Annotated in this window: 16 protein-coding genes; 14 read left to right on the top strand and 2 right to left on the bottom strand. The window is 60.7% G+C overall.

Going from position 1 to position 21,731, the window contains the following annotated elements:
- The 7 genes from K0U62_10950 to K0U62_10920 form a co-directional block, all read left to right on the top strand.
- The coding region (locus tag K0U62_10950; GenBank protein MCH9802029.1) for a hypothetical protein at positions 1–1,165 on the top strand (1,165 nt) is incomplete at its 5' end.
- A 168-nt stretch (positions 1,166–1,333) separates the two neighbouring features.
- Positions 1,334–2,812, top strand: a complete 1,479-nt coding sequence (gene rpsA / locus K0U62_10945; GenBank protein ID MCH9802028.1) for a 30S ribosomal protein S1 — start codon at positions 1,334–1,336, stop codon at positions 2,810–2,812.
- Positions 2,813–2,822: 10 nt separating this feature from the next.
- The gene (coaE, locus tag K0U62_10940) at positions 2,823–3,425 is read left to right on the top strand and encodes a dephospho-CoA kinase, long form (GenBank protein ID MCH9802027.1); all 603 of its coding nucleotides are present in this window, start codon (positions 2,823–2,825) and stop codon (positions 3,423–3,425) included.
- A gap of 111 nt (positions 3,426–3,536) precedes the next feature.
- Positions 3,537–4,763, top strand: coding sequence for a hypothetical protein (locus K0U62_10935; GenBank protein ID MCH9802026.1), 1,227 nt, complete (start codon positions 3,537–3,539; stop codon positions 4,761–4,763).
- A 107-nt stretch (positions 4,764–4,870) separates the two neighbouring features.
- Entirely contained in the window at positions 4,871–6,940 is a 2,070-nt protein-coding gene (uvrB, locus tag K0U62_10930) for an excinuclease ABC subunit UvrB (protein ID MCH9802025.1), read from the top strand.
- A gap of 116 nt (positions 6,941–7,056) precedes the next feature.
- Entirely contained in the window at positions 7,057–7,491 is a 435-nt protein-coding gene (locus K0U62_10925; protein MCH9802024.1) for a hypothetical protein, read from the top strand.
- 133 nt (positions 7,492–7,624) lie between these two features.
- Positions 7,625–8,446 (top strand): hypothetical protein, encoded by an 822-nt coding sequence (locus K0U62_10920; protein MCH9802023.1) that lies wholly within the window; start codon positions 7,625–7,627, stop codon positions 8,444–8,446.
- Positions 8,447–8,512: 66 nt separating this feature from the next.
- Here K0U62_10920 and K0U62_10915 read toward each other — a convergent pair whose 3' ends face one another.
- Positions 8,513–8,827 carry a hypothetical protein gene (locus tag K0U62_10915; protein ID MCH9802022.1) on the bottom strand — a complete coding sequence of 105 codons (315 nt, stop codon included), beginning with the start codon at positions 8,825–8,827 and terminating at the stop codon, positions 8,513–8,515.
- A gap of 123 nt (positions 8,828–8,950) precedes the next feature.
- On the opposite strand from K0U62_10915, the gene K0U62_10910 reads away from it, so the two are divergent.
- The 3 genes from K0U62_10910 to K0U62_10900 all read left to right on the top strand — a co-directional run bounded on the left by K0U62_10910 (position 8,951) and on the right by K0U62_10900 (position 16,038).
- The gene (locus K0U62_10910) at positions 8,951–12,499 is read left to right on the top strand and encodes an MMPL family transporter (GenBank protein MCH9802021.1); all 3,549 of its coding nucleotides are present in this window, start codon (positions 8,951–8,953) and stop codon (positions 12,497–12,499) included.
- A 126-nt stretch (positions 12,500–12,625) separates the two neighbouring features.
- Positions 12,626–15,541: an excinuclease ABC subunit UvrA gene (gene uvrA / locus K0U62_10905; GenBank protein MCH9802020.1), complete on the top strand. Its 2,916-nt coding sequence runs from the start codon at positions 12,626–12,628 to the stop codon at positions 15,539–15,541.
- Between the two features lie 32 nt (positions 15,542–15,573).
- The gene (locus tag K0U62_10900; protein ID MCH9802019.1) at positions 15,574–16,038 is read left to right on the top strand and encodes a Rieske (2Fe-2S) protein; all 465 of its coding nucleotides are present in this window, start codon (positions 15,574–15,576) and stop codon (positions 16,036–16,038) included.
- Positions 16,039–16,083: 45 nt separating this feature from the next.
- On the opposite strand, the gene K0U62_10895 is transcribed toward K0U62_10900, so the two are convergent.
- Complete coding sequence (locus K0U62_10895; protein MCH9802018.1) at positions 16,084–16,722, bottom strand: hypothetical protein; 639 nt, start codon at positions 16,720–16,722, stop codon at positions 16,084–16,086.
- 105 nt (positions 16,723–16,827) lie between these two features.
- Here K0U62_10895 and uvrC point away from each other — a divergent pair, with 105 nt between their 5' ends.
- Genes uvrC through whiA form a run of 4 tightly spaced genes read left to right on the top strand, consistent with a single transcriptional unit; the run spans position 16,828 to position 21,656 of the window.
- On the top strand, positions 16,828–18,828 hold the full coding sequence (gene uvrC, locus K0U62_10890; protein ID MCH9802017.1) for an excinuclease ABC subunit UvrC: 2,001 nt from the start codon (positions 16,828–16,830) through the stop codon (positions 18,826–18,828).
- Positions 18,812–19,693 carry an RNase adapter RapZ gene (gene rapZ / locus K0U62_10885; protein ID MCH9802016.1) on the top strand — a complete coding sequence of 294 codons (882 nt, stop codon included), beginning with the start codon at positions 18,812–18,814 and terminating at the stop codon, positions 19,691–19,693. Before uvrC ends, rapZ begins: the two co-directional genes overlap by 17 nt.
- The gene (gene yvcK / locus K0U62_10880; GenBank protein ID MCH9802015.1) at positions 19,690–20,685 is read left to right on the top strand and encodes a uridine diphosphate-N-acetylglucosamine-binding protein YvcK; all 996 of its coding nucleotides are present in this window, start codon (positions 19,690–19,692) and stop codon (positions 20,683–20,685) included. The genes rapZ and yvcK overlap by 4 nt, the downstream gene beginning before the upstream one ends.
- Positions 20,676–21,656, top strand: coding sequence for a DNA-binding protein WhiA (gene whiA, locus K0U62_10875; GenBank protein MCH9802014.1), 981 nt, complete (start codon positions 20,676–20,678; stop codon positions 21,654–21,656). The genes yvcK and whiA overlap by 10 nt, the downstream gene beginning before the upstream one ends.
- Positions 21,657–21,731: the final 75 nt, after the last annotated feature.

Raw genomic sequence — 21,731 nt, 5'->3', positions numbered from 1 at the left:
GGCTGCCGAAGAGTTGCACGACTACTTTGTCGAGAACGTCGCCGATCCGACTCGGGTTTACGTGTGGGGAGAATCGACCGGTGGTCTGGCCAGCGCTCGGCTTGCCGAACTACATCCGGAATGGGTAGCTGGTGCTGCCGCGCTGTGCGCGCCGATGAGTGGCCCGTTGCCCTCGTTTGATCTGGCGCTGGACGCTGGCTATGCGGTGCGGCAACTGCTAGCTGAGGATTCCCAACTGGTTGGTTTTGGCTCCTACGACGATGCTTTGGCGGTTCGTAACGATGCCATTTCTGCGGTTCGTCGTGCTGCGGAGAAGAATGACGCCAGTCGGGCTCGCGTGCTCTTCATCGCCTCAGTGTTGGATCTCCCGCTGAGGACTGCTGCGGAGTCGGGTGCCAATCAAAGCAGTCAAGTAGCCGCCGCCGTGATCGGGATCAGCAATCTGCTCGAACAAAGCACGGCGCAGCGCTATCTGTTGGAGCAGTTGGTCGGCGGAAATCCATCAGGGAACGAGAACACCGACTATGCCGCCCGAATCGACGACGAGCGGCGAGAGCAACTGAATATTTTGGCGCCCGGCTCGGTTGAGAAGAACCTAGAACTCCTGACAGATGCCAGAGTGACGCTTGATCCGGATGCCCAGGCGGCCGCCGCTGTCCAAGGGGAGTTGGTTGGTGATCTCAAAGTGCCAGTCCTAACGCTGCACAATATCTTCGATCCGGTATACATCGTCCAAAACGAATCTTGGTACCGGGATCGGGTGGGAACCTTCAGCACCGAAATCCGTGCGAATCTGGTCGGGGCATACGCTATTCCGCCAGATAGTTACTCCGTAACAGAACCAGCCCGCGAGGGGGCCGGCAACTGCAACTTTGAGCCGCGAACCCTGGCGGCAGCTCTAGTGCAACTGGACTTGTGGGTTCGTAAGGGGCAATATCCGGGTCGCGACTCGCTAGCCAAGACCTTTGACGGTCAGCAAGTCACCTTGGAATACACCCCAGAGCCGTGGCCACAGATGGAACTCTCTCCGACTGAGAATCCGCTGGAACCCGATCCGGCGGATGTCTATCCAGCGCCACCGGTGGATGATTTGGGTAGCCCCAGTCCGACGAACAACCGTCGTTCCGAAGACCCTTCGGCGAGCAGTTCGCCTAAGTCACAGTGATGCGGTTTGACCCGGGCGGTAGCGCATCCGTATCCTGAAGCGCTGCGTCTTTCCGGCGCGTGGCCCCGTACCGAGCGGGTTGCGCGACTCCCGATCGATAACCGCGACAGCGGGTATGGGGACCGGTAGGCGCCGAATCCAAGTATCCGTAACAAAGAAACCAACTCAATGACGTCCAGCCCCGAAACGACCAAGCCCGCCGCTCCCCAGATTGCAGTCAACGACATTGGCAGCGAAGAGGAGATTCTCCTGGCGGTTGACCAGACCATCAAACCCTTCAACGACGGCGATCTGGTCACTGGCACTGTCGTCAAAGTCGATCGCGACGAAGTGCTCGTCGATATCGGCTACAAGACCGAGGGAATCATCCCCGGCAAAGAGCTCTCCATCAAGAACGATATTGATCCCGGCGAGATCGTCAATATCGGCGATGAAATCGAAACCCTGGTTCTGACCAAGGAAGACAAAGAAGGTCGGCTGCTGCTGTCCAAGAAGCGCGCTCAGTACGAGCGGGCCTGGGGCACCATCGAGCAAATCAAAGAAGCAGACGGTGTCGTGGAAGGTGCTGTCATTGAGGTAGTCAAGGGTGGCCTGATCGTCGATATCGGTCTGCGCGGCTTCCTGCCCGCCTCGCTAGTCGAGATGCGTCGAGTTCGCGACCTGCAGCCGTACATCGGTCAGACTCTGGAAGCCAAGATCATCGAGTTGGACAAGAACCGTAACAATGTGGTGCTGTCCCGCCGTGCTTGGCTCGAGCAGACGCAAAGCGCTGTGCGTAGCGATTTCCTCAACCAGCTGCAGAAGGGTCAGGTACGTTCCGGCACCGTTTCCAGCATCGTCAACTTCGGTGCCTTCGTGGACCTGGGCGGCGTGGACGGCCTGGTTCACGTCTCGGAACTGTCCTGGAAGCACATTGAGCATCCCTCGGAAGTTGTCGAGGTCGGCAAAGAGGTCACTGTGGAGGTCCTCGAAGTCGATATGGACCGTGAGCGAGTGTCACTGTCGCTGAAGTCGACCCAGGAAGATCCGTGGCAGCACTTCGCCCGCACCCATCAGCTGGGTCAAGTGGTGAGCGGTCGCGTCACGAAGTTGGTGCCCTTCGGTGCCTTCGTTCGGGTCGATGATGGAATCGAAGGTTTGGTTCATATCTCTGAGTTGGCTGGTCATCACGTCGAACTGCCGGATCAGGTGGTCAACGTGGGCGACGAGTTGTTCGTCAAGGTGATCGATATTGATCTGGAGCGACGACGGATCTCGCTTTCGCTTAAGCAGGCTAACGACAGCGGCACCAGCAACATTCAAGAGGAGTTCGATCCCTACGTCTACGGCATGGCTCCGGCCTTCGACGAAGACGGCAACTACATCGGTCCCGACGGATTCGATCCGCAGACCGGTGAGTGGAAAGAGGGCTACGAAGATCAGCGTGCCCAATGGGAGCAGGAATACGCCGACGCGCAAGCTCGCTGGGAAGCCCACCGCAAGCAGATGGAAGATGCTGCGGCCGCTTCCCAGGAGGCCATCCTGGAATCCGGTGGCACCCCGTCCAACTTCAGCACTGACGCTGGCAAGGAGTCGGAAGGAACGTTGGCTTCCGACACCGCCCTGCAGGCGCTGCGCGAGAAGTTGAACGACGACGACGAGGAGTAAGTCGCCCGGCATGGTCCGGATAGCGCTGACCGGCGGTATTGGTTCCGGCAAGAGTACGGTTGCGGAGCTGCTCTCCGAACGGGGGGCGGTGGTGATTGATGCTGATGCCATCGCACGGGAAATTGTCGAGCCCGGTCAGCCCGCCTTGGCTGAGATCGTCGAGGAGTTCGGTCAAGGCATGCTTCGCCCCGGTGGATCGCTGGATCGGAACGCCCTGGCGGAGGAGGTCTTCGACGATCCGGCGCGACTGGCAGCCTTGAATCGGATCACTCATCCCCGGATTGCTGATCGAGCAGCGGAACGGATGGCCGCCGCACCGGCCGATGCATTGCTTGTCTACGACATTGCGTTGCTCGTCGAGCAAGAACTCACCCAGGGCTGGGATCTGATCTTGGTGGTCGAGGCACCAGCGGAGCAGCGGATCGAGCGGCTACGGCGTGATCGTGACATGTCGCTGGAGGAAATCCATGCCCGCATGGCAGCACAGGCGTCGGACGAGCAGCGGCGCCGGGTTGCCGATGTCGTCTTGACGAATGATGGCGACCTGGCAGACCTCGCGGAGACGGTTGCAAGTTTGTGGCGTGATCGACTGTCGCCTGCCACGATTAGGTGACGGTCGGAAAGGCAGTGGGCCCAACTTGGCCAAATTGCTGAACGGGATGCAAGGCGGCTGCAAGACGGCTATTTTCGAGGCGAGTCCCTCGCGCTACCTCATGGGAGAAATATGAGCCTGCAGTCTGAACTCGATTCTGGCAACTACGACACAGTCATCACCGAAGTCCGCGACTGGATCGATGACGACGCTTCGGCGGCCTTCTCCGATGCCACCGTGAAGCGCTGGTTGGGGATGCGGTGGAAAGACCTGTTCATTACCGAAGCGGCGCAAGACTCGGATGCGCTTAAGACCGCTAGCAAACCCGCTGGTTTGGCCCGAGTAGTACCCAGGATCGGCTCGGACAAGCGCAGCGATCGGCAGAAGATCGCCGACCGCTTCCTCAAGGGTGTCTCTGCCGCAGACTGGGAAGAGGAACTGCCACCGGTAGATATCGAGATCAATAACACCTCGCTGTTGCTGGTCCCGGGCCTACTTTCCGGCCTCCTGCATCCTCGGGCCCATGCCTTCGTGGACGAGGCGCCGATGTTGGAGGAAGAACGCGGTTGGCGGACGCTACGTTGTGACGCTCATCCTTTCCGTGGCTGCGAAGCCAATAACGAGGACATCTTGGCATCGTTGGAGCGAGGTGAAGGTTTCACTGCAGATCAGCGACCGATCGAGAACCCGGAGCCGCCGGAGAAGGTCTGGATCATCGGCTACAGCAAGGGCGGTCCAGACGTCTTCAACTTCATGGTCAACCACCCCGAATACGCCGATCGCATCGCAGGGGTGTTTACCTGGGCCGGTGCTATGAGCGGCTCGTACACCGCAGATTCCATCTACGATCAGATCAAGGACCTCGATACTCAGGAGATTTCTGATCGTCTGGATCAGTTCCTGCAGTTGATGAATCCCGGTTTCGTGGAGAAAACCACCGGGCTGCGTCGAGTCGACGAGTACGACATCAAGCAGGCTTTCTACGATCTGCGCACCAGCGTTCGGGAGGACTACAACCGCGAGAATGCCGAGAAGATGACGGAGTTAGGGATTCCGATCTTTTCGCTAACCGGTTCCACGACTCCGTTGGAGTCTCCCGCCTTCCAGTTCATGGATACCGTCAAGATGTCGCAGTTCGACGCCAACAACGACATGCAGCTCACGCAGAAGCAGGCCACGATGGACATCCCCATCGCCACTCATATAGCGATGCTGCACGGCCACCACTGGGACATTGCCTACTCGCCATTCCCGGCTCACATGCAGGCCGTCTCGCCGAATTTGGACCACCCATTCCCACGCAAGGCCGCCCTGGCTGCCTCATGGGAGTTGCTGGCTGAACTGGGTTTGATCGACTGACTAGTGCGGTTCTGGTCGGACAATATGCGCCGCCGGAACTAGCGGTGCTCGTTTGCACTGTCGGAACGGCGGCGTAGCGTTGTCCTATGGCCCGTCCTGTCACTGACCTGCAACGTCGGGTTGCCCCACTCAAGGTGGTCTCGGACTACCAGCCGTCGGGTGACCAGCCAGCAGCGATTGCCGAGATCACCGAACGCATTCGAGGCGATAGCCAGGATGTCGTGTTGTTGGGCGCGACGGGTACCGGCAAATCTGCCACGACCGCTTGGATCGTGGAGAAGTTGCAGCGGCCTACCTTGGTGTTGGCGCCCAATAAAACTCTAGCTGCCCAGTTGGCGAATGAGTTTCGTGAGTTGTTTCCCGATAACGCTGTCGAATATTTCGTCTCCTACTACGACTACTACCAGCCGGAGGCATACATCCCCCAGTCCGATACCTACATCGAGAAAGACTCCTCCATTAACGAAGAGGTGGAGCGGCTGCGGCACTCAGCGACTAACTCGCTGCTAACCCGTCGAGATGTGATCGTGGTTGCGTCGGTATCTGCGATCTACGGTTTGGGGACTCCGCAGGAGTATGTCGATCGCATGGTGCGGCTACGAGTTGGTGAGGAAATCGAGCGCAACGCAATGCTGCGCAAGCTCGTGGAGATGCAGTACGTCCGTAACGATGTCAGTTTTCAGCGCGGCACCTTCCGAGTTCGCGGGGATACTGTCGAAATCTTTCCGGTGTACGAGGAGCACCCAGTCCGCGTGGAGATGTTTGGCGATGAGATTGAGCGGCTGATGACCTTGCATCCCGTTACGGGTGAGGTCATCACCGAAGATGAGGAGTTGTACATCTTTCCCGCTACGCACTACGTGGCGGGCCCGGAACGTATGGAACGGGCGCTGCGGGGCATCGAGACCGAGTTGGCGGATCGGCTCGCGGAACTGGAACGGCAGAACAAACTGTTGGAGGCACAGCGGCTGCGGATGCGCACTGACTACGACATCGAAATGATGCGTCAGGTCGGGACCTGTGCCGGAATCGAGAACTATTCCCGTCACATTGATGGCCGCGGCCCCGGCAGCGCACCCAACTGCTTGCTGGACTACTTTCCAGAAGACTTCCTACTGGTGATCGATGAGTCGCACGTCACTGTGCCGCAGATCGGCGGCATGTACGAAGGGGATATGAGCCGCAAGCGGACTCTGGTAGATCACGGTTTCCGGCTCCCCAGTGCCATGGACAACCGTCCGCTGCGTTGGGAAGAGTTCACCGAACGCATCGGTCAGACCATCTATCTCTCGGCAACCCCGGGGCCGTATGAACTCGAGAAAGTAGGAGGTGACGCTGTCGAACAGATCATTCGCCCCACCGGACTACTGGACCCGGAGATCATCCTGAAGCCCACCAAGGGGCAAATCGATGATCTGGTGGCGGAGATTCGGCAGCGCACCGAGCGGGACGAGCGGGTGCTGGTTACGACGCTGACCAAGCGAATGGCAGAAGACTTGACCGCCTACTTGTTGGAGCAGGGGCTGCGGGTGCGTTATCTGCACGCGGAGGTGGACACCATTCGCCGGGTCGAGTTACTGCGGGAACTGCGCCTGGGGGAGTACGACGTGCTCGTCGGGATCAATCTACTGCGTGAGGGCCTTGACCTCCCCGAGGTGTCACTGGTCGCGATTCTGGACGCGGACAAAGAGGGGTTCCTGCGCAGCGAACGTAGCCTGATTCAGACCATCGGTCGAGCCGCCCGCAATGTCTCCGGCCAAGTGCACATGTATGCCGACGAGATGACTGATTCGATGCAGTTCGCGATCGATGAAACTAACCGGCGGCGCGCCAAACAGACCGCATATAACGAAGAGAATGGCATCGATCCGACGCCATTGCGGAAGAAGATCGCAGACATTACCGACCTGTTGGCACGAGAGGACGAAGATACTGCGACGCTGCTGGGCTCTGCGCGGGTGCAAAGCCGCGGTAAGGGTCGCGGTGCTATGGCTGCGGCGATTCCAGAGCGACCCACGCGCAGTCTTGCGGAGTCGGAGCTTGCCGAATTGATTGAACAACTCACCCAGCAAATGCACACTGCGGCAGAAGAGCTGCAGTTCGAGATGGCAGCGCGCTATCGCGATGAGATCCGTTCGCTGAAGCAAGAACTCCGCGGTATGCAGGAAGCCACCTGAACGGTTGGTGGCAATTTCAGGCTCAGGGCGACTCGCAAGTTGACCACGCCTAGACTGCGAAATACCGCGAGTACCAGTCGATGGTGGATGGGAAAGCGGATGAGTGGGAGTAAGACATGTCGAGACTTTCTAGCCGCCTGCTAGCGGTACTTTCCGCGCTGTTCATGACTGGCGGTGTGCTTCTAGCGGCCGGGCCTGCGCAAGCAGACAAGAACGTATTCTTTGAGACCAAGAACGGCAAGGTGAGTTGCGAAATGACCAAGGGAAAATCGTTGGGCACGCAGGTGTTTTGCCTTGTCATGGGCAACAAGGTCAAGTCGGCGACGCTAGCGAAGAACGGCGATGTCGAGAAGTGCAAGGGTGTGAAGTGCGCTGCAAACCCGCCCGAGGACATCGGCGTTCTCATGCCGAAGGAAAAGGAGAAGGTCGGTCCGTTCACCTGTCGGGCAAAGTCGAAGAAGGCGGTAGTCTGCAAGGTCACCAAGACGGGTGCCGGGTTCAAAATGAACTCCAAGGGCAAGATTGACATCGTCGCTGGGGCGCAGCCGTAGTCACGGGAGCAGTTGCTCACCTTTGTACCGGTCACACCAGTGAGTGGGCGGGATTGATTTCCGCTTACTGGGCAGATGCGGGCAAATCGGGCAACTAGCGGCGGGCGTGCTCCTGCCGGGCTAGCCTCGCGGTGTGGTATTCCCCCTAAACTCGGGACGCGTGACGGTGGCCGTTCTCCTTGGAACAGCCCTAGTCATGGGTTCCACGCCATTCGCAGCCGCGGGGGATGGGGCTGCGCCGACGGCCACGGCGACCGATCTGACTGCGGTTGAGACGACGTTGGACAACGTTCGCTACAAGTCCATGTACCTGCGCCATCAAGAGGCGTTGGCCGAAGCGGAGGCGGAACGCCTGGCGCAAGTTCGAGCAGAGCGCAAAGCCCGGAAGTTAGCCCGCAAACGTGCCACTGAGCGCAAGGAACGGCGCGAAGTACGTCGGGCTCGGAAGGAAGCGAAGCGGCTAGCACGGCTGGCTCGTCCCTCCGGTGGCCTCATTGTCGGCGATAGTGTTTCCATGGGTGCCGAGCAGTGCCTGACTCCGATGGGGTACTGGTTGGATTCTGAGGTGGGGCGGCAGTTCCCCGTGGGACTGCAACGGTTGCGAGCGCAAGCCGCGAAGGGGTTGCCAGACACCGTTGTGATTCATCTTGGTACGAATGGGCCCTTCACACTTGCCGGATTCCAAGAAGCGATGTCCTTGGTCGCGGACCGAGATCGAGTGGTGTGGGTAACGATCGCGCTACCGGAGCAGCCGCAATATGAATTCCGAGATTCCGTGAATCAAATGATTCGGCAGCAGGCTGCCCGATACGAGAATGTTCGGCTGGCGGATTTTGCGACCGCAGCCGCTCAGCATCCAGAGTGGTTCTACGAGGACGGTGTTCACATCAACAGTGCTGGCTGCGTTGGTTTCGCCCAGATCGTGAACGAGGCCGTCACGTCATCGCTCTCGTAGCGTAAGCAACGCACGACGGGGTGTGCTTGCGAGTCGAGAGCCTCGCTGTACGCCTGCTGAGGCGCGCTAGGTCTTAGGAAAGAGCTGGCTCCAGATGACTTTGCGGGCCGGCGCAACATCATCGGCCGGCACCGTGACCCGGTAGCCGTCACTTTGATCCGAGATACTGGCTTCGTAGCCAGCATCTTTGAGTTGCTGAGCGACTCGGTGGGCATCTGCCCATGACATCGGACCAATAATCGGGGCCTTGATTGGGTCAGGTTCGTCGGGATCGGGCTTGTTGTCGAAACCAGCGCGTTTCAGCATCCAAATCACAAACAGCAGTCCGAGCAGCGCAAACATCGGCCCGAAGGCGTACGAAAACGAGTTCCACTCTGGCATGTATCTAGTGTGCTCCACCTGAAGAGATTCAGCCACGTGGGGAAGGCGTCTTCCCCGTTGTATCCGCAAATCTTTCTCGCTGCCGCCGCTGCCGGAAACCGACTCTGAGGGGGCAGCCTGCGAGTGGCCGGAATTTCTTGGCAACTGGACCTAGTCGAGGTGCAGGCATGTCAGAATGTGCTGCACAAAGCGGCTCACGCCGCCGACACGGCTGGTAGATCTATGGGCGCTGCACTCGGCAAAGTCGGCGCTTTTTGCGTTCGGTTTCGCTGGCCAGTTATTGCTGTATGGATCATCCTCGCTTTTGGCCTGACCGCTCTGACCGGCGTGTTAGGTCCCACCACGAACAATTCGGTCACGCTGCCGGGCACGGAAAGCCAGGCGGCGACCGACCTGCTGACCAAAGAGTTTCCGCCGCAGCAAAATGGCACTTCTCCTGCGGTGTATTACGCGGCTAGCGGCAAAGTGGACGACGGGGGCAAGAACCAGCAGGCGATCACCGATGCCTACAAGGCACTCAAACAACAAGACGGGGTCTATTCGGTCACGAACCCTTTCAAGCAGCCGGAGGCAGGGCTGGTCAGTGAGGATGGCAAATACGCCTTCATCCCGATCTTGCTGTCGTTGGATTCCCAACAGCTCACGGAGTCTGCGGCAGAGCGAATCAATCGGGTAGCGATAGCAGAGCCGACCAAAGTGGGTCTACAGGCAGCAGTCGGTGGCCCCATCGGCAGCGTGCTTTCGCAGCCGGATACCGCCAACAGTGAAAAGTTGGGCATTATCGCCGCTGGCATCATCCTCGCGGTGTCGTTTGGCAGTTTGGTGGCGATGGGTATGCCGCTGCTATCAGCGGTCTTTGGTCTGCTGCTGGGTCTCGCCGGAATCTGGCTACTAGGAACTGTGGTCGACACGCCTTCCATCGGCGTGACGATTGCCCGCATGATCGGATTGGGCGTAGGGATCGACTACGCACTCTTCCTAGTAAGCAGGCATCGACAATATGTCCTGGCGGCGGGGCTATCGCCAAAAGTCGCCGCAGGTCGGGCGGTTGCCACTAGCGGCGGTGCCATCATCTTCGCTGGCGGCACCGTCGTTATCGCACTGGTCTCGCTACATGTTGCCCAGATCCCGTTCATTGCCGCACTGGGGCTTGCCGCCGCCGTTTCGGTAGTCGGCGCGGTACTGGCCGCGATTACCTTGCTGCCAGCTGTCTTGGGTGCACTTGGTCACGGCATCAACTTCTTGCGGTTGCCGCTGGTCGGGCGCAGCACTGGTCACCCGATAGCGAGTCGCTGGGCGGCTGTTATCACGAAACGTCCGCTCATCAGTACGGTTATCGCTGCCGGACTATTGCTGCCAATAGCGGTTCCGGTGGCCACGATGACCCTGGGGCAAGAGGACTTGGCAGTGTCGCCGCCGGGCAGCTCAGAGCGGGACGCCTTTGATCTGATGTCCGACGGTTTCGGACCCGGGTACAACGGTCCGCTGCTGGTGGCGGTGAGCATGACCCCGGCTGCTACCCCCAGCAACAAGTACGAGAACCAATACAACGAAGCGATGGCGCTGAAGGCCAGTTTGGAGGAGGCGCAGCAAACGTTGCCGGCGGAGGAGGCCGCGCTGGAAGCACAGGAGGCGGAGCTGGAGCAGCAAGCGGCGACGCTGGCCGCACAGGCTGCAGTCCTGGCTGCCACGGCCAAGGCGCTTGCGGCGGCAGAATCGGAACTCAAGAGGCAAGCAGCGAAACTCGAGCGGGAATCCGAAGTCTTCCGGTCAGCTGCACAGGCGTTGGAAAAGCAGGCGAAGGACCTCCTAGCGGAGGCAGACCAGGCCGTCGCTCGGGAAATTACCTTGGCGCTGCGGTTGGGAAAGAATCTCGTCGAACAGCGACTGGTCGAGGACGCACTGGCGCAGCCGACCGATCCCGCAGTGATCGCGCTGCTGGAAAAGGAACTTTCCCGACTGCAGCAGCAGGCTGCTGATCTGCAGCAGCAGATTGAGGCCCTCGCCAATCAGCTGTCACCGCAGGGCAGAGCGATTGTGGCAGCGGAGCAGGAACTCATTGCCGAGGCGGTAGCGGTTGCGGCCGCGATTGCAGCCCTAGAGCAAGCGATTGCTCGCAGCAGCGATCCTGCCGTCACTCGGCTACTTCAGCGAGCCTTGGCTGCAGCGGAAGAGCGGCAACAGCAAATCGACCAAGAATTGGCGGAAAATCTCGCCAACTTGTCGCCTGCGGACCGGGAGATCCTGAGCGAGTTGCGAGCGCTGGTGCGAAGGCTGGTCGTCAACGAAGCGCGCCAGCGGGAACTGGAACTCCGCATTAGTGCGGCGACCGATCCGGTAGTGCGTGCTGTGTTAGAGCGGGAGTTGGATCGACTGCAGCAACAGGAAGTGCAGTTACGAGCCGAACTAGCGGCCAACACGACGAAGTTGCAGCGATTGCGGCGGCAAGCCGACGAACTGCTGGCGGAAGTGGCAAGGCTGGAAGCGCAGGCTGCCGACCTAGCCCAGCAGGCAGTCGACCTCGCCGAGGCGGAGGAACAACTTCTGGTGGAAGCGGTGGAGATTGCGGAAGCGGCGCGGGAACTAGCCGCTGCGGAAGCCCAGTTGGAAGCCGAAGCTGCCGCGCTGCAGGCGAGCGCTGATGAACTGCAGGCCGAGGCAGCCGAGGCACAAGCAGAGCAGGAGCAAGCAGAGAAGTTGCAGAACAAGCTCACTAAGGAGTTGACGGCCGCTGGTGGCGACCCACGTGGCACCGACCCCCGGATCGTGAAATTGCAGCAAGCGTTAGCAACTCCCGACGACGTCGATCTGGTGACTCCGCCACAGATTAACGACGCCGGGACCGCATTAACTATGAGCGTGATCCCGAAGAGTCGGCCGGCGGCACCGGAGACTGCGAACCTGGTCGAGCAGGAGCGCAATGACATCATTCCGGCTTCGCTGTCGAAAGGGATGACCGCGAACGTCGGCGGGACTACCGCCGCCAACATTGATCTTGCCGCGATGATTAGCGCCAAGATGCTACTGGTCATCGTGACGGTGATCCTGCTCAGTTCGCTGTTGCTGCTGATTGCTTTTCGTTCGCTACTCATCCCGCTCCAGGCGGCTTTTGCGAACCTGCTGGCCGCCTTGGCCTCGTTTGGTCTGGTAACGGTGATCTTCCAGTGGGGCTGGGGATTGAGTCTCATTGACTTGCCCAGCCAATACGGCACGGTGCCCGTGATCAGCTATGTGCCGTTGATGATGTTTGCTGCGCTGTTCGGTTTGTCCATGGACTATCAGGTGTTCCTGATGAGCACGATTCAGGGCGAACATGCTTCGGGTAAGTCACCTCGGGACGCGGTGCGCGCCGGCGTCGCTGGCGCTGCCAAGGTCATCGTTACCGCGGCGCTCATCATGATGAGTGTCTTTGGCAGCTTCATCATCAACCCGGATCCGGTCGTCAAACAGTTTGGCGTGGGCCTGACCGCGGCAGTGGCATTTGCGGCCTTCCTGGTATTGCTACTAGCACCGGCCCTCCTGATTTTGTTCAACCACGCGACTTGGCGACTACCCAGGTTCCTCGATCGGATATTGCCTGATCTTGACCTGGAAGGCCGAGCATTGGAACGGAGGCTCGCAGAGGAGGCAGCGGAACCAGCGGCCGCCGTTGAGGACCCGGCCGCAGATTAGCGCCGCTGGTTGCGCATCTGCGGCCGGGTCCTAGCCCAGACTCCGAATCCGCCGATTCGCGTCTCGCAGTTACCCTGGGAGAATCTACCGGGACTACACGAGTCGCGCTTAACTGCGGAGGATTCCTTGGTTGAAGGCAAGCGAAAAAAGACGACCACCGGAAAGACTCGCGCCGGCAGTGGAGCCCAGTTCGATCAGCTCACGGTGCGAGGTGCTCGAGAGCACAACCTCAAAGACATTTCCGTCGATCTGCCACGCGACGCCCTCATCGTCTTCACGGGCCTATCCGGGTCAGGCAAATCCAGTCTCGCGTTCGACACCATTTTTGCCGAAGGCCAGCGACGCTACGTCGAGAGCCTGTCGGCCTATGCTCGACAGTTCCTGGGTCAGATGGACAAGCCTGACGTTGATTTCATCGAGGGGCTGAGCCCGGCAGTTTCGATTGATCAAAAGTCGACCTCTCGCAATCCGCGATCCACCGTGGGGACGATCACCGAGGTCTATGACTACCTCCGCTTGCTATTTGCTCGCATCGGCAAGCCGCACTGTCCGGTGTGTGGCGATCCGATTCAGCGACAGACGCCGCAGCAGATCACCGACCAAGTGCTCGACCTACCGGAACGCACCAAGTTCCAAATTCTCGCACCGCTGGTGCGGGAGCGTAAGGGCGAGTACGGCGAGATGTTTCGCACCTTGCAGTCCCAGGGCTACGCCCGGGTGCGAGTGGACGGTGTGCTGCATCCGCTATCCGAGCCACCGACGCTGAAGAAGCAAGAGAAGCACACCATCGAGGTGGTGGTGGATCGGCTGGTTGTCCGTGACAACGCTCGACAGCGGATTACTGACTCCGTTGAGACGGCCTTGGAGTTGTCCGGCGGCATCATCACCCTGGACTTTGTTGACCTCGCCGAAGACGACCCGAATCGGGAACGCACCGTGAGCGAACATTTGGCTTGTCCCCGGGACGGGTTGAGTTTTGAGGAGTTGGAGCCACGGTCGTTCTCGTTCAACTCACCCTTTGGCGCCTGCCCAGACTGTTCCGGTTTGGGGACCAAGATGGAGGTCGATCCGGAACTCATCGTGCCCGATGAATCGCTCACGCTTGATGAAGGCGCGATCAGTGTATGGAGCTCCGGGCACATGTCCGAGTATTTCGCCCGAGTACTGCGGGCGTTGACTGCCGACATCGGTGGTGACATGACGACGCCTTGGCGGGAGTTACCGGCGCCAGTACGTCGCGTAATCCTGCACGGTCAGCGCAAGAAAGTGACGGTTCGTTACCGCAATCGTTACGGTCGGGAGCGCAGCTACCAGGCAAAGGTGGAAGGCGCGATCCCGTTCGTGCAACGGCGTTACACCGAGGCCGAGAGCGACTCCGCCCGTGATCGGTTCGAGGGCTACCTGCGTCCGGTGCCATGTGAATCCTGTGACGGCCGGCGGCTGAAGCCGCTGTCGCTGGCGGTGACGATTGACGGTCGCAGTATTGCTGAGATCGCCTCACTGCCCATCGGAGACTGCGCTGAAGTGCTGGTAGACCTGCAACTGACGGATCGGGACCAGGCGATCGGTGAACGAGTGCTCAAAGAGATCAATGAGCGACTACGGTTCCTGCTCGATGTGGGCCTGCACTATCTGACCCTGGATCGGGCCGCTGGCACGCTAGCCGGCGGCGAGGCGCAGCGCATTAGGCTGGCAACTCAAATTGGCTCCGGGCTGGTGGGAGTTCTCTACGTGCTGGATGAACCCTCTATTGGGTTGCATCAGCGGGACAATCGTCGGTTGATTGACACGTTGGTCCGGTTACGCGACCTAGGCAATACCCTCATCGTGGTAGAGCACGACGAGGACACGATTCGCACCGCCGACTGGGTGGTCGATATTGGCCCGGGAGCCGGGGAGCACGGTGGCCAAGTCGTGGTCAGCGGTCCGGTCAAGAAGTTGTTGACTGCTAAGGATTCGGTCACCGGTGACTACCTCGCGGGTCGGCGGGAGATCGAGGTGCCGGAGATCCGTCGTCCGATGGATCCGGATCGGCTGATTCGCGTGGAGGGGGCGCGCGAGCACAATCTGCAAAACGTCTCCGTGGACTTCCCGCTGGGTTGCCTGGTAGCCGTCACTGGAGTGAGCGGTTCCGGCAAATCCAGTCTCGTCAATGACGTGCTGTTCTCGGTGTTGAGTCGAGAGATCAACTCCGCGCGCGTGGTACCTGGCCGACACAAGCGGGTCCGCGGTTTGGAACATATTGACAAGGTGGTGCATGTCGATCAGAGTCCGATCGGTCGCACGCCGCGATCCAACCCGGCCACCTACACTGGCGTCTTCGATCACATTCGCAAACTGTTTGCCCAGACCCAAGAAGCCAAGATCCGCGGCTACTTGCCCGGTCGGTTCTCCTTCAACGTGAAGGGTGGCCGCTGCGAAGCCTGCTCCGGTGACGGCACCCTGAAGATCGAGATGAATTTCTTGCCCGACGTCTACGTCCCGTGCGAGGTGTGCCACGGGGCGCGCTACAACCGGGAAACCCTAGAGGTGCACTACAAACACCGCACCATTGCCGACGTCTTAGACATGCCGATCGAGGAAGCGCTGGAGTTCTTCGAAGCAGTGCCAGCGATTGCCCGACACTTGCGCACCTTGGTGCAGGTAGGACTTGGGTACGTACGCATGGGGCAACCAGCCACCACTCTGTCCGGGGGTGAGGCCCAGCGGGTCAAGCTGGCGGCTGAACTGCAAAAGCGATCCACCGGGCGAACGATCTATCTGCTGGATGAGCCCACGACGGGATTGCACTTCGAGGACATCCGCAAACTTCTCGGCGTGCTGCAGTCCTTGGTGGATAAAGGCAACACCGTCCTAGTGATTGAGCACAATCTGGACGTCATCAAGACCGCAGACTGGATCATTGACATGGGTCCGGATGGCGGCTCCGGTGGCGGCACGGTGGTAGCAACGGGGTCGCCTGAGCAAATCGCAACGGTGTCGGAGTCGCACACCGGCCAGTTTCTCGGCCCACTGCTGAGCCAAAGCCGGAAGTCGCGGTAGGAAATATTCCGGCTCCGTGTAAGGCTTAGGTCATGACTGACTCTGACAACCGATCTGAATCGGGAATCGACCGTCGCACCGTGCTCTTGGGAACCGGTGCCGTCGGTGCCGCTGGAATCTTGGCCGCTTGCGGTGGCTCTGATACCACCGAGTCCGCTGGCGGGGAAACCCCGGACACGACGGCAAGCACGGACGTGCCGAGCAGCCCCACCAAGATCGTGAGCACCGCTGACGTGCCGGTCGGTGGCGGCATCGTCGTCGAAGAAAAGATGGTGGTCGTGACTCAGCCCACCGAAGGAGAGTTCAAGGCTTTCACCTCAACCTGCCCTCACCAAGGCTGCACCGTTGGTGAGGTAACCAGCGAGGAAATCATTTGCCCGTGCCACGGATCAGCGTTTTCGACAACCACCGGTGAGGTGTTACAGGGGCCCGCCACCGTTGGGCTAGCTCAAGTAGCTGTGGATATCGAAGGCGACGAAGTCGTCAGCAAGGCCTAAGGTTCGCTTGCGCAGCACGACTGCAGCGGCCAAGCGTCAAAACAGTTAGCGTGGGTCTCCCGCTACCGCGAGCGTTGTCTGAGTGATCATCTGCGCCCGCGTCCGGTAACCATTGTGGGTTGCATGCACCCCGTCGCCGCGCAGCAGCCAGCCGGAGGAGTGAGTTTTGCGAGCCCAGTCCACCACATGCAGCCGCTCTCGGTTGCGGTCCATGGTGCGCAGCATGCTGTTGACCCGGTCGTAGCCGCCGGGGCGGCGTAGCGTCAGCCAAATGACATCGCGCCGCGGTCCCGCCAATCGCAGCGAGCGGCGGACGTGATTGCGGATGGCGCCGGGATCGGGGGCATCATTAGTGCCCAGCGCAACAACCCATACCTGGGACCTACGTGCGCGCGGATCTTTCGCCATTCGAGCGAGACCGGTGGTGGTGTGGCGGCCGATGGCCGCATCCACCGTGGTGCGGCGAACCTTGCCACTTAACTGCGAACGCAGCGGCGCTGCCGACCCTACGGTCAGTGAGTCGCCTTGGACGTAGACCCGGGTTTTGGCCCATTGGCGTTTTTCGGCTTTGGTCGCGGCCGCCGCCGGGGGAGCAACTCCCACGGCAGCCGTCATCGCGCTCACCGCCATCGTGGCGGCAGCAGCGGACGCGGCAAATCGCCGAGTTCGAAAACGCAAAACCATAATCGACAGCGTGACTGGTTTCGCAGAACCTTCAACTGCGTGTCGTGGTGATCTTGCTCACGGTAGTAATTTTCCGGTGTCGTGAGCGACCGATAGGCTGGAGAAATGTCGGTTTCCGGAAATTCCGCCCGCCGCTTTCGTCCGGAAACCGGATCAATTCCGGTTGAGCCAGGCGTCTATCGGTTTCTGGATGAGCACGGGCAAGTTCTGTACGTGGGCAAGGCCCGCAACCTGCGATCGCGGCTGAACAGCTACTTTGGTGACCCAGCGGGGATGCACCGACGGACCGCAGCCATGGTGGCGGCAGCAGCTGACGTGGATTGGACAGTCGTCAGCACCGAGGTAGAAGCGCTGCAGCTGGAGTTCAGTTGGATCAAGGAGTTCGAACCGCGGTTCAACGTCAAATACACCGATGACAAGTCCTATCCGTTCTTGGCGATCACCATGGCTGAAGAGTTCCCGCGGGTGACGGTGATGCGAGGGGCCAAGCGCAAAGGAGTGCGCTATTTCGGTCCCTACTCTCATGCCTGGGCGATCCGGGAGACCGTGGATCAGTTGCTGCGGGTGTTCCCGGTGCGCACCTGCAGCAAAGGGGTGTTCCGTCGAGCTGCCGCTGCCCAGCGGCCCTGCCTACTGGGCCATATCGGCAAATGCAGTGCGCCGTGTGTCGGCCAGGTAACACCGGAGGAGCACCGCGAGATCGTGAACGGGTTCGCGGCGTTCGTTGCCGGTGGTGGCGAATCGATGATGAAGGACATCGAGCGTGGCATGAAGCGTTCCGCTGCCGATCAGGACTATGAGACAGCTGCTCGGCTGCGGGATGACTATTTCGCGATGAAGCGAGCGCTGGAGCGCAATGCAGTGGTGTTGCCGGAGCGGACTGAGGCTGATTTGTTTGCGCTAGTTGCCGATGAACTGCAAGGTGCGGTGCAGATCTTCCACGTCCGAGGCGGCCGGATCACTGGCCAGCGCGGCCTGATTTTGGATCGCACCTTGGACCTTGACGACAGCGAACTCATGGAGCAGGCACTACTGCGGCAGTACGGGGATGCTGAGGAGGCGGATATCCCCACGGAAATCCTGGTGACTCATGTGCCGCCGGGGGAAGCCAGCCTGATGAGTTGGCTACGTAAGCGCCGTGGCGCCAAAGTTCGTATCCGCCAGCCTCGCCGCGGTGCGAAGCGGGCGCTGATGGAAACAGTGGAACGCAATGCAGCGCAGTCATTGAATCTTCACAAGCGTCGCCGGGTAGGCGACCTCACCGCTCGGGCGCGGGCCCTGGAAGATCTGCAGCAGGCCTTGGGTTTGGCGAGTGCGCCGTTGCGGCTAGAGGGCTACGACATTTCCACGCTGCAGGGGCAAGACACCGTCGGCTCGATGGTGGTGTTCGAAGATGGTGTGCCGCGGACATCGGACTACCGACGATTCACGGTGTCTAGCGACAACGCCTCCTCCGACACTGCGGCCCTGGCTGAAGTGCTGACTCGCCGGTTTCGCCGCTACCTGAGCGAACGGGCGGAGGCTAGTGACATTGAACTCGATCTGTCCGATGAATCGTCCGGACCGACCAAACGCCGTAGCTTCGCCTACCCACCACAGCTAGTTGTAGTGGACGGGGCAGGCGCCCAAGCTGCTGCCGCGCAACGAGCGCTCGAAGAACTCGGTATCGACGACATCGCAGTGTGCGGCCTAGCGAAACGGTTAGAGGAAATCTGGCTGCCTGGATCCAAAGAGCCAGTGATCCTGTCTCGCTCCAGCGAGGCGCTGCATTTGTTGCAGCATCTGCGCGACGAAGCGCATCGGTTTGCGATTGCCGGGCACCGCAACCGTCGCATGGCTCGCGCTCGAGTCAGCGCGCTGGATGGTATTCCGGGACTCGGCCCGGCTAAGCGCAAAGCCCTGCTCCGCCAACTCGGCTCCGTCAAGAAGATCCGGGCGGCTAGCGCTGCGGAACTCGCGGAGGTGCCCGGAATCGGGCCGATCTTGGCCGAATCAATCCTGGCGCACCTGCATTCGGACAGCGAGCAACCCACTCCGGCGGCTAATCTGAGCACCGGCGAGATCATCGACCCCAATCCGCAGGAGACCGATGGCACACAGTCCTGAATCTGGTTCGCGACCGGAAGTCGTGCTGGTGACCGGCATGTCCGGTGCCGGTAAATCTACGGCTGCCCGGGCATTGGAGGACCTAGGTTGGTTCGTCATCGACAATTTGCCGCCGCCGCTGCTCGCCGAGGCAGTCGCATCGGCCCCGCGGGACAGTTCCATCACCGGTCTGGCGGTTGTGGTCGACGCTCGCAGTGGTGACGTGTCCGCGGCACTGCAGGAGGAACTGACTCGGCTGCGCACCGACGGCAGCGATGTCCGGTTGCTGTTCTTGGAGGCCAGCGATGAGTTGTTGGTCCGCCGATTCGAGAGCAGCCGTCGACCACATCCGCTGCAGGCCGATGGCCGAATCCTGGATGGCATTGAGAATGAACGGCAACTGCTCTCGGACCTACGCGGTGAAGCGGATCTGGTCATTGACACCACCCGACTGAATGTTCACGATCTACGTCGTCGGGTGGAGTCGGCGTTTCCAGATGAAGACAAGATTCAGTTGCGTGCCACCGTGATGTCCTTTGGGTTCAAGTACGGAATACCGGTAGACGCCGATGTCGTCCTCGATGCCAGGTTCTTGCCTAACCCATACTGGGAGCCGACCTTGCGGGAACGTACCGGGCTCGATGGCGCGGTGAATGACTATGTAGTGCAACGTCCGGAAGCACGAGAATTTCTCGACGGAGTGACTGGAATGTTGGATACCGTCGCGGACGGTTTCCTCCGCGAGGGCAAGCGCTATATCACCATCGCGGTGGGCTGCACTGGCGGCAAACATCGCTCCGTTGCGCTGGCGGAAAACTTGAGTGTGCGGCTGGTCAAGGCGGGAATGGAAACACTGGTCACCCATCGCGATCTGGGGCGAGAATGAGCGGCCGCCGCCAGTCGCCCACTCGGCACGGTCCCCGAGTCGTCTGTATCGGTGGCGGACACGGTCTGGCGGCAACGCTGCGGGCGATGCGCCGCGTATCGGACAACATCACTGGTGTTGTGGGGGTGTCGGACGATGGCGGCTCTTCCGGTCGGCTACGAGACGAGTTTGGGCTACTCCCGCCGGGCGATCTGCGGATGGCTTTGGCGGCCCTCTGCGGTGATGACACCTGGGGGCGCACTTGGAGTCGAGTGGTCCAGCACCGGTTCGACGGCAGTGGCGAGCTGGAGGGTCATGCGCTGGGCAATCTGCTGATAGCCGCCCTCTGGGAGGAAACCGGCGATGTCGTGTCCGGATTGGACTGGGTAGCGTCCTTGCTGGACGCTCAGGGGCGGGTATTGCCCGTCTCGCTATCACCACTGCAAATCGTGGCAGACATCAGCGGCACTGACCTCGCTCGGCCTGACGACGTGGCGCAGGTGCATGGTCAGGTGGCGGTGGCGACCTCGCCGGGGCAGGTCGAGCGCATCTGGGTGGAACCCTTGAATCCCGTTGCCTGTGCTGAGGCCGTTGAGGCGGTAGAAAGCGCCGACGTCATCATCCTTGGGCCAGGCTCGTGGTACACCTCGGTGATCGCACCACTGCTGGTACCGGAGCTACTGTCGGCGGTACGCAACAGCAGCGGGCGACGAATCTTGGTTTTGAACCTAGTCGCGCAGCGCGGCGAGACCAGTGGCTTCACCCCCGGTCGTCATCTACAGGCGCTGGTTGACCAGTTTGGTGACTTTCCGGTCGAGGTCGTGATTGCTGATCCGCGGGCCGTCACCGATTCAGCTGCGCTGGCGAAGTCGTGCGAAAAACTGCTCGGCGCGGAGTTGTCCCTGCGCCATGTCACCTCTACAAACGCCGGATCTGGGGTTCACGATCCAGATTTACTGGCCGCGGCCTTCGCGGATTCGATCGGGCGTGGCAAGATGCCTCCATGGCATTGACCTCCGATGTAAAGGATGAACTCAGCCGGGTGCAGGTAACTAAGGCCTGCTGCCGAAAAGCTGAAGTGGCTGCGATGCTGCGAGTGGGGGGCCATTTGCACGTCATCAACAAGCAACTGGTTGTTGAGGCTGAGTTCGATACCGGCACGATTGCGCGCCGAGTGCGTTCCAATATCGCTGACCTCTACGGCCACGAGGTCGTGATGTCCGTAGTTCAGCCCACTGGTCTTCGGCGCAATGCCCGCTACGCGGTGCGGGTCGTCGATGGCGGCGAGTGGCTTGCTCGTCAGGTGGGTTTGGTGGACGGCCGTGGTCTGCCGGTACGGGGCATGCCACCGTCAGTGGTATCGGGAGCGCCCTGTGACGCTGAAGCAGTTTGGCGGGGAGCATTCCTGGCTCGTGGTTCGCTGACTGAGCCCGGGCGGTCCTCCGCGCTGGAGATCACCGCGCCCAGCCAAGAGACCGGTCTCGCGCTTGTTGGGGCCGCTCGACGTCTCGGAATAGCAGCAAAGGGCCGCGAGGTGCGTGGCACCGATCGCGTTGGGGTGCGCGACGGCGAGGCGATTGGCGACATGCTTACCCGGATGCAGGCTCATCAGTCGCGGCTGGTCTGGGAGGAGCGGCGGATGCGTCGGGAGGTTCGAGCCACCGCTAACCGGCTGGCGAACTTCGATGACGCCAACTTGCGCCGCTCAGCGCGAGCGGCCGTGGCGGCCGGTGCCCGGGTCGAACGCGCACTGGAAATCCTGGGCGACGACATTCCTGATCATCTGCGCGAGGCTGGCAAACTTCGTATCGAACACCGGCAAGCGAGCTTGGAAGAACTTGGATCGCTGGCATCACCGCAACTCACCAAGGATGCAATCGCCGGTCGGATCCGGCGGCTGTTGGCGATGGCGGACAAGCGGGCTGCGCAAGAGGGGATACCTGGCACCGAGGCCAGCCTCACTGAGGACATGCTGGACGACTGACACCGGGTGCGACTCCCACTAGGGCGTTCGCTAGGGTCGGTTGACATCCGCCACCGCACCGGATGGCGGGACCAG

It is taken from the genome of Actinomycetes bacterium (assembly GCA_022599915.1).
GTDB lineage: Bacteria > Actinomycetota > Actinomycetes > S36-B12.
This window is presented reverse-complemented; position numbering and strand designations above follow the sequence as displayed.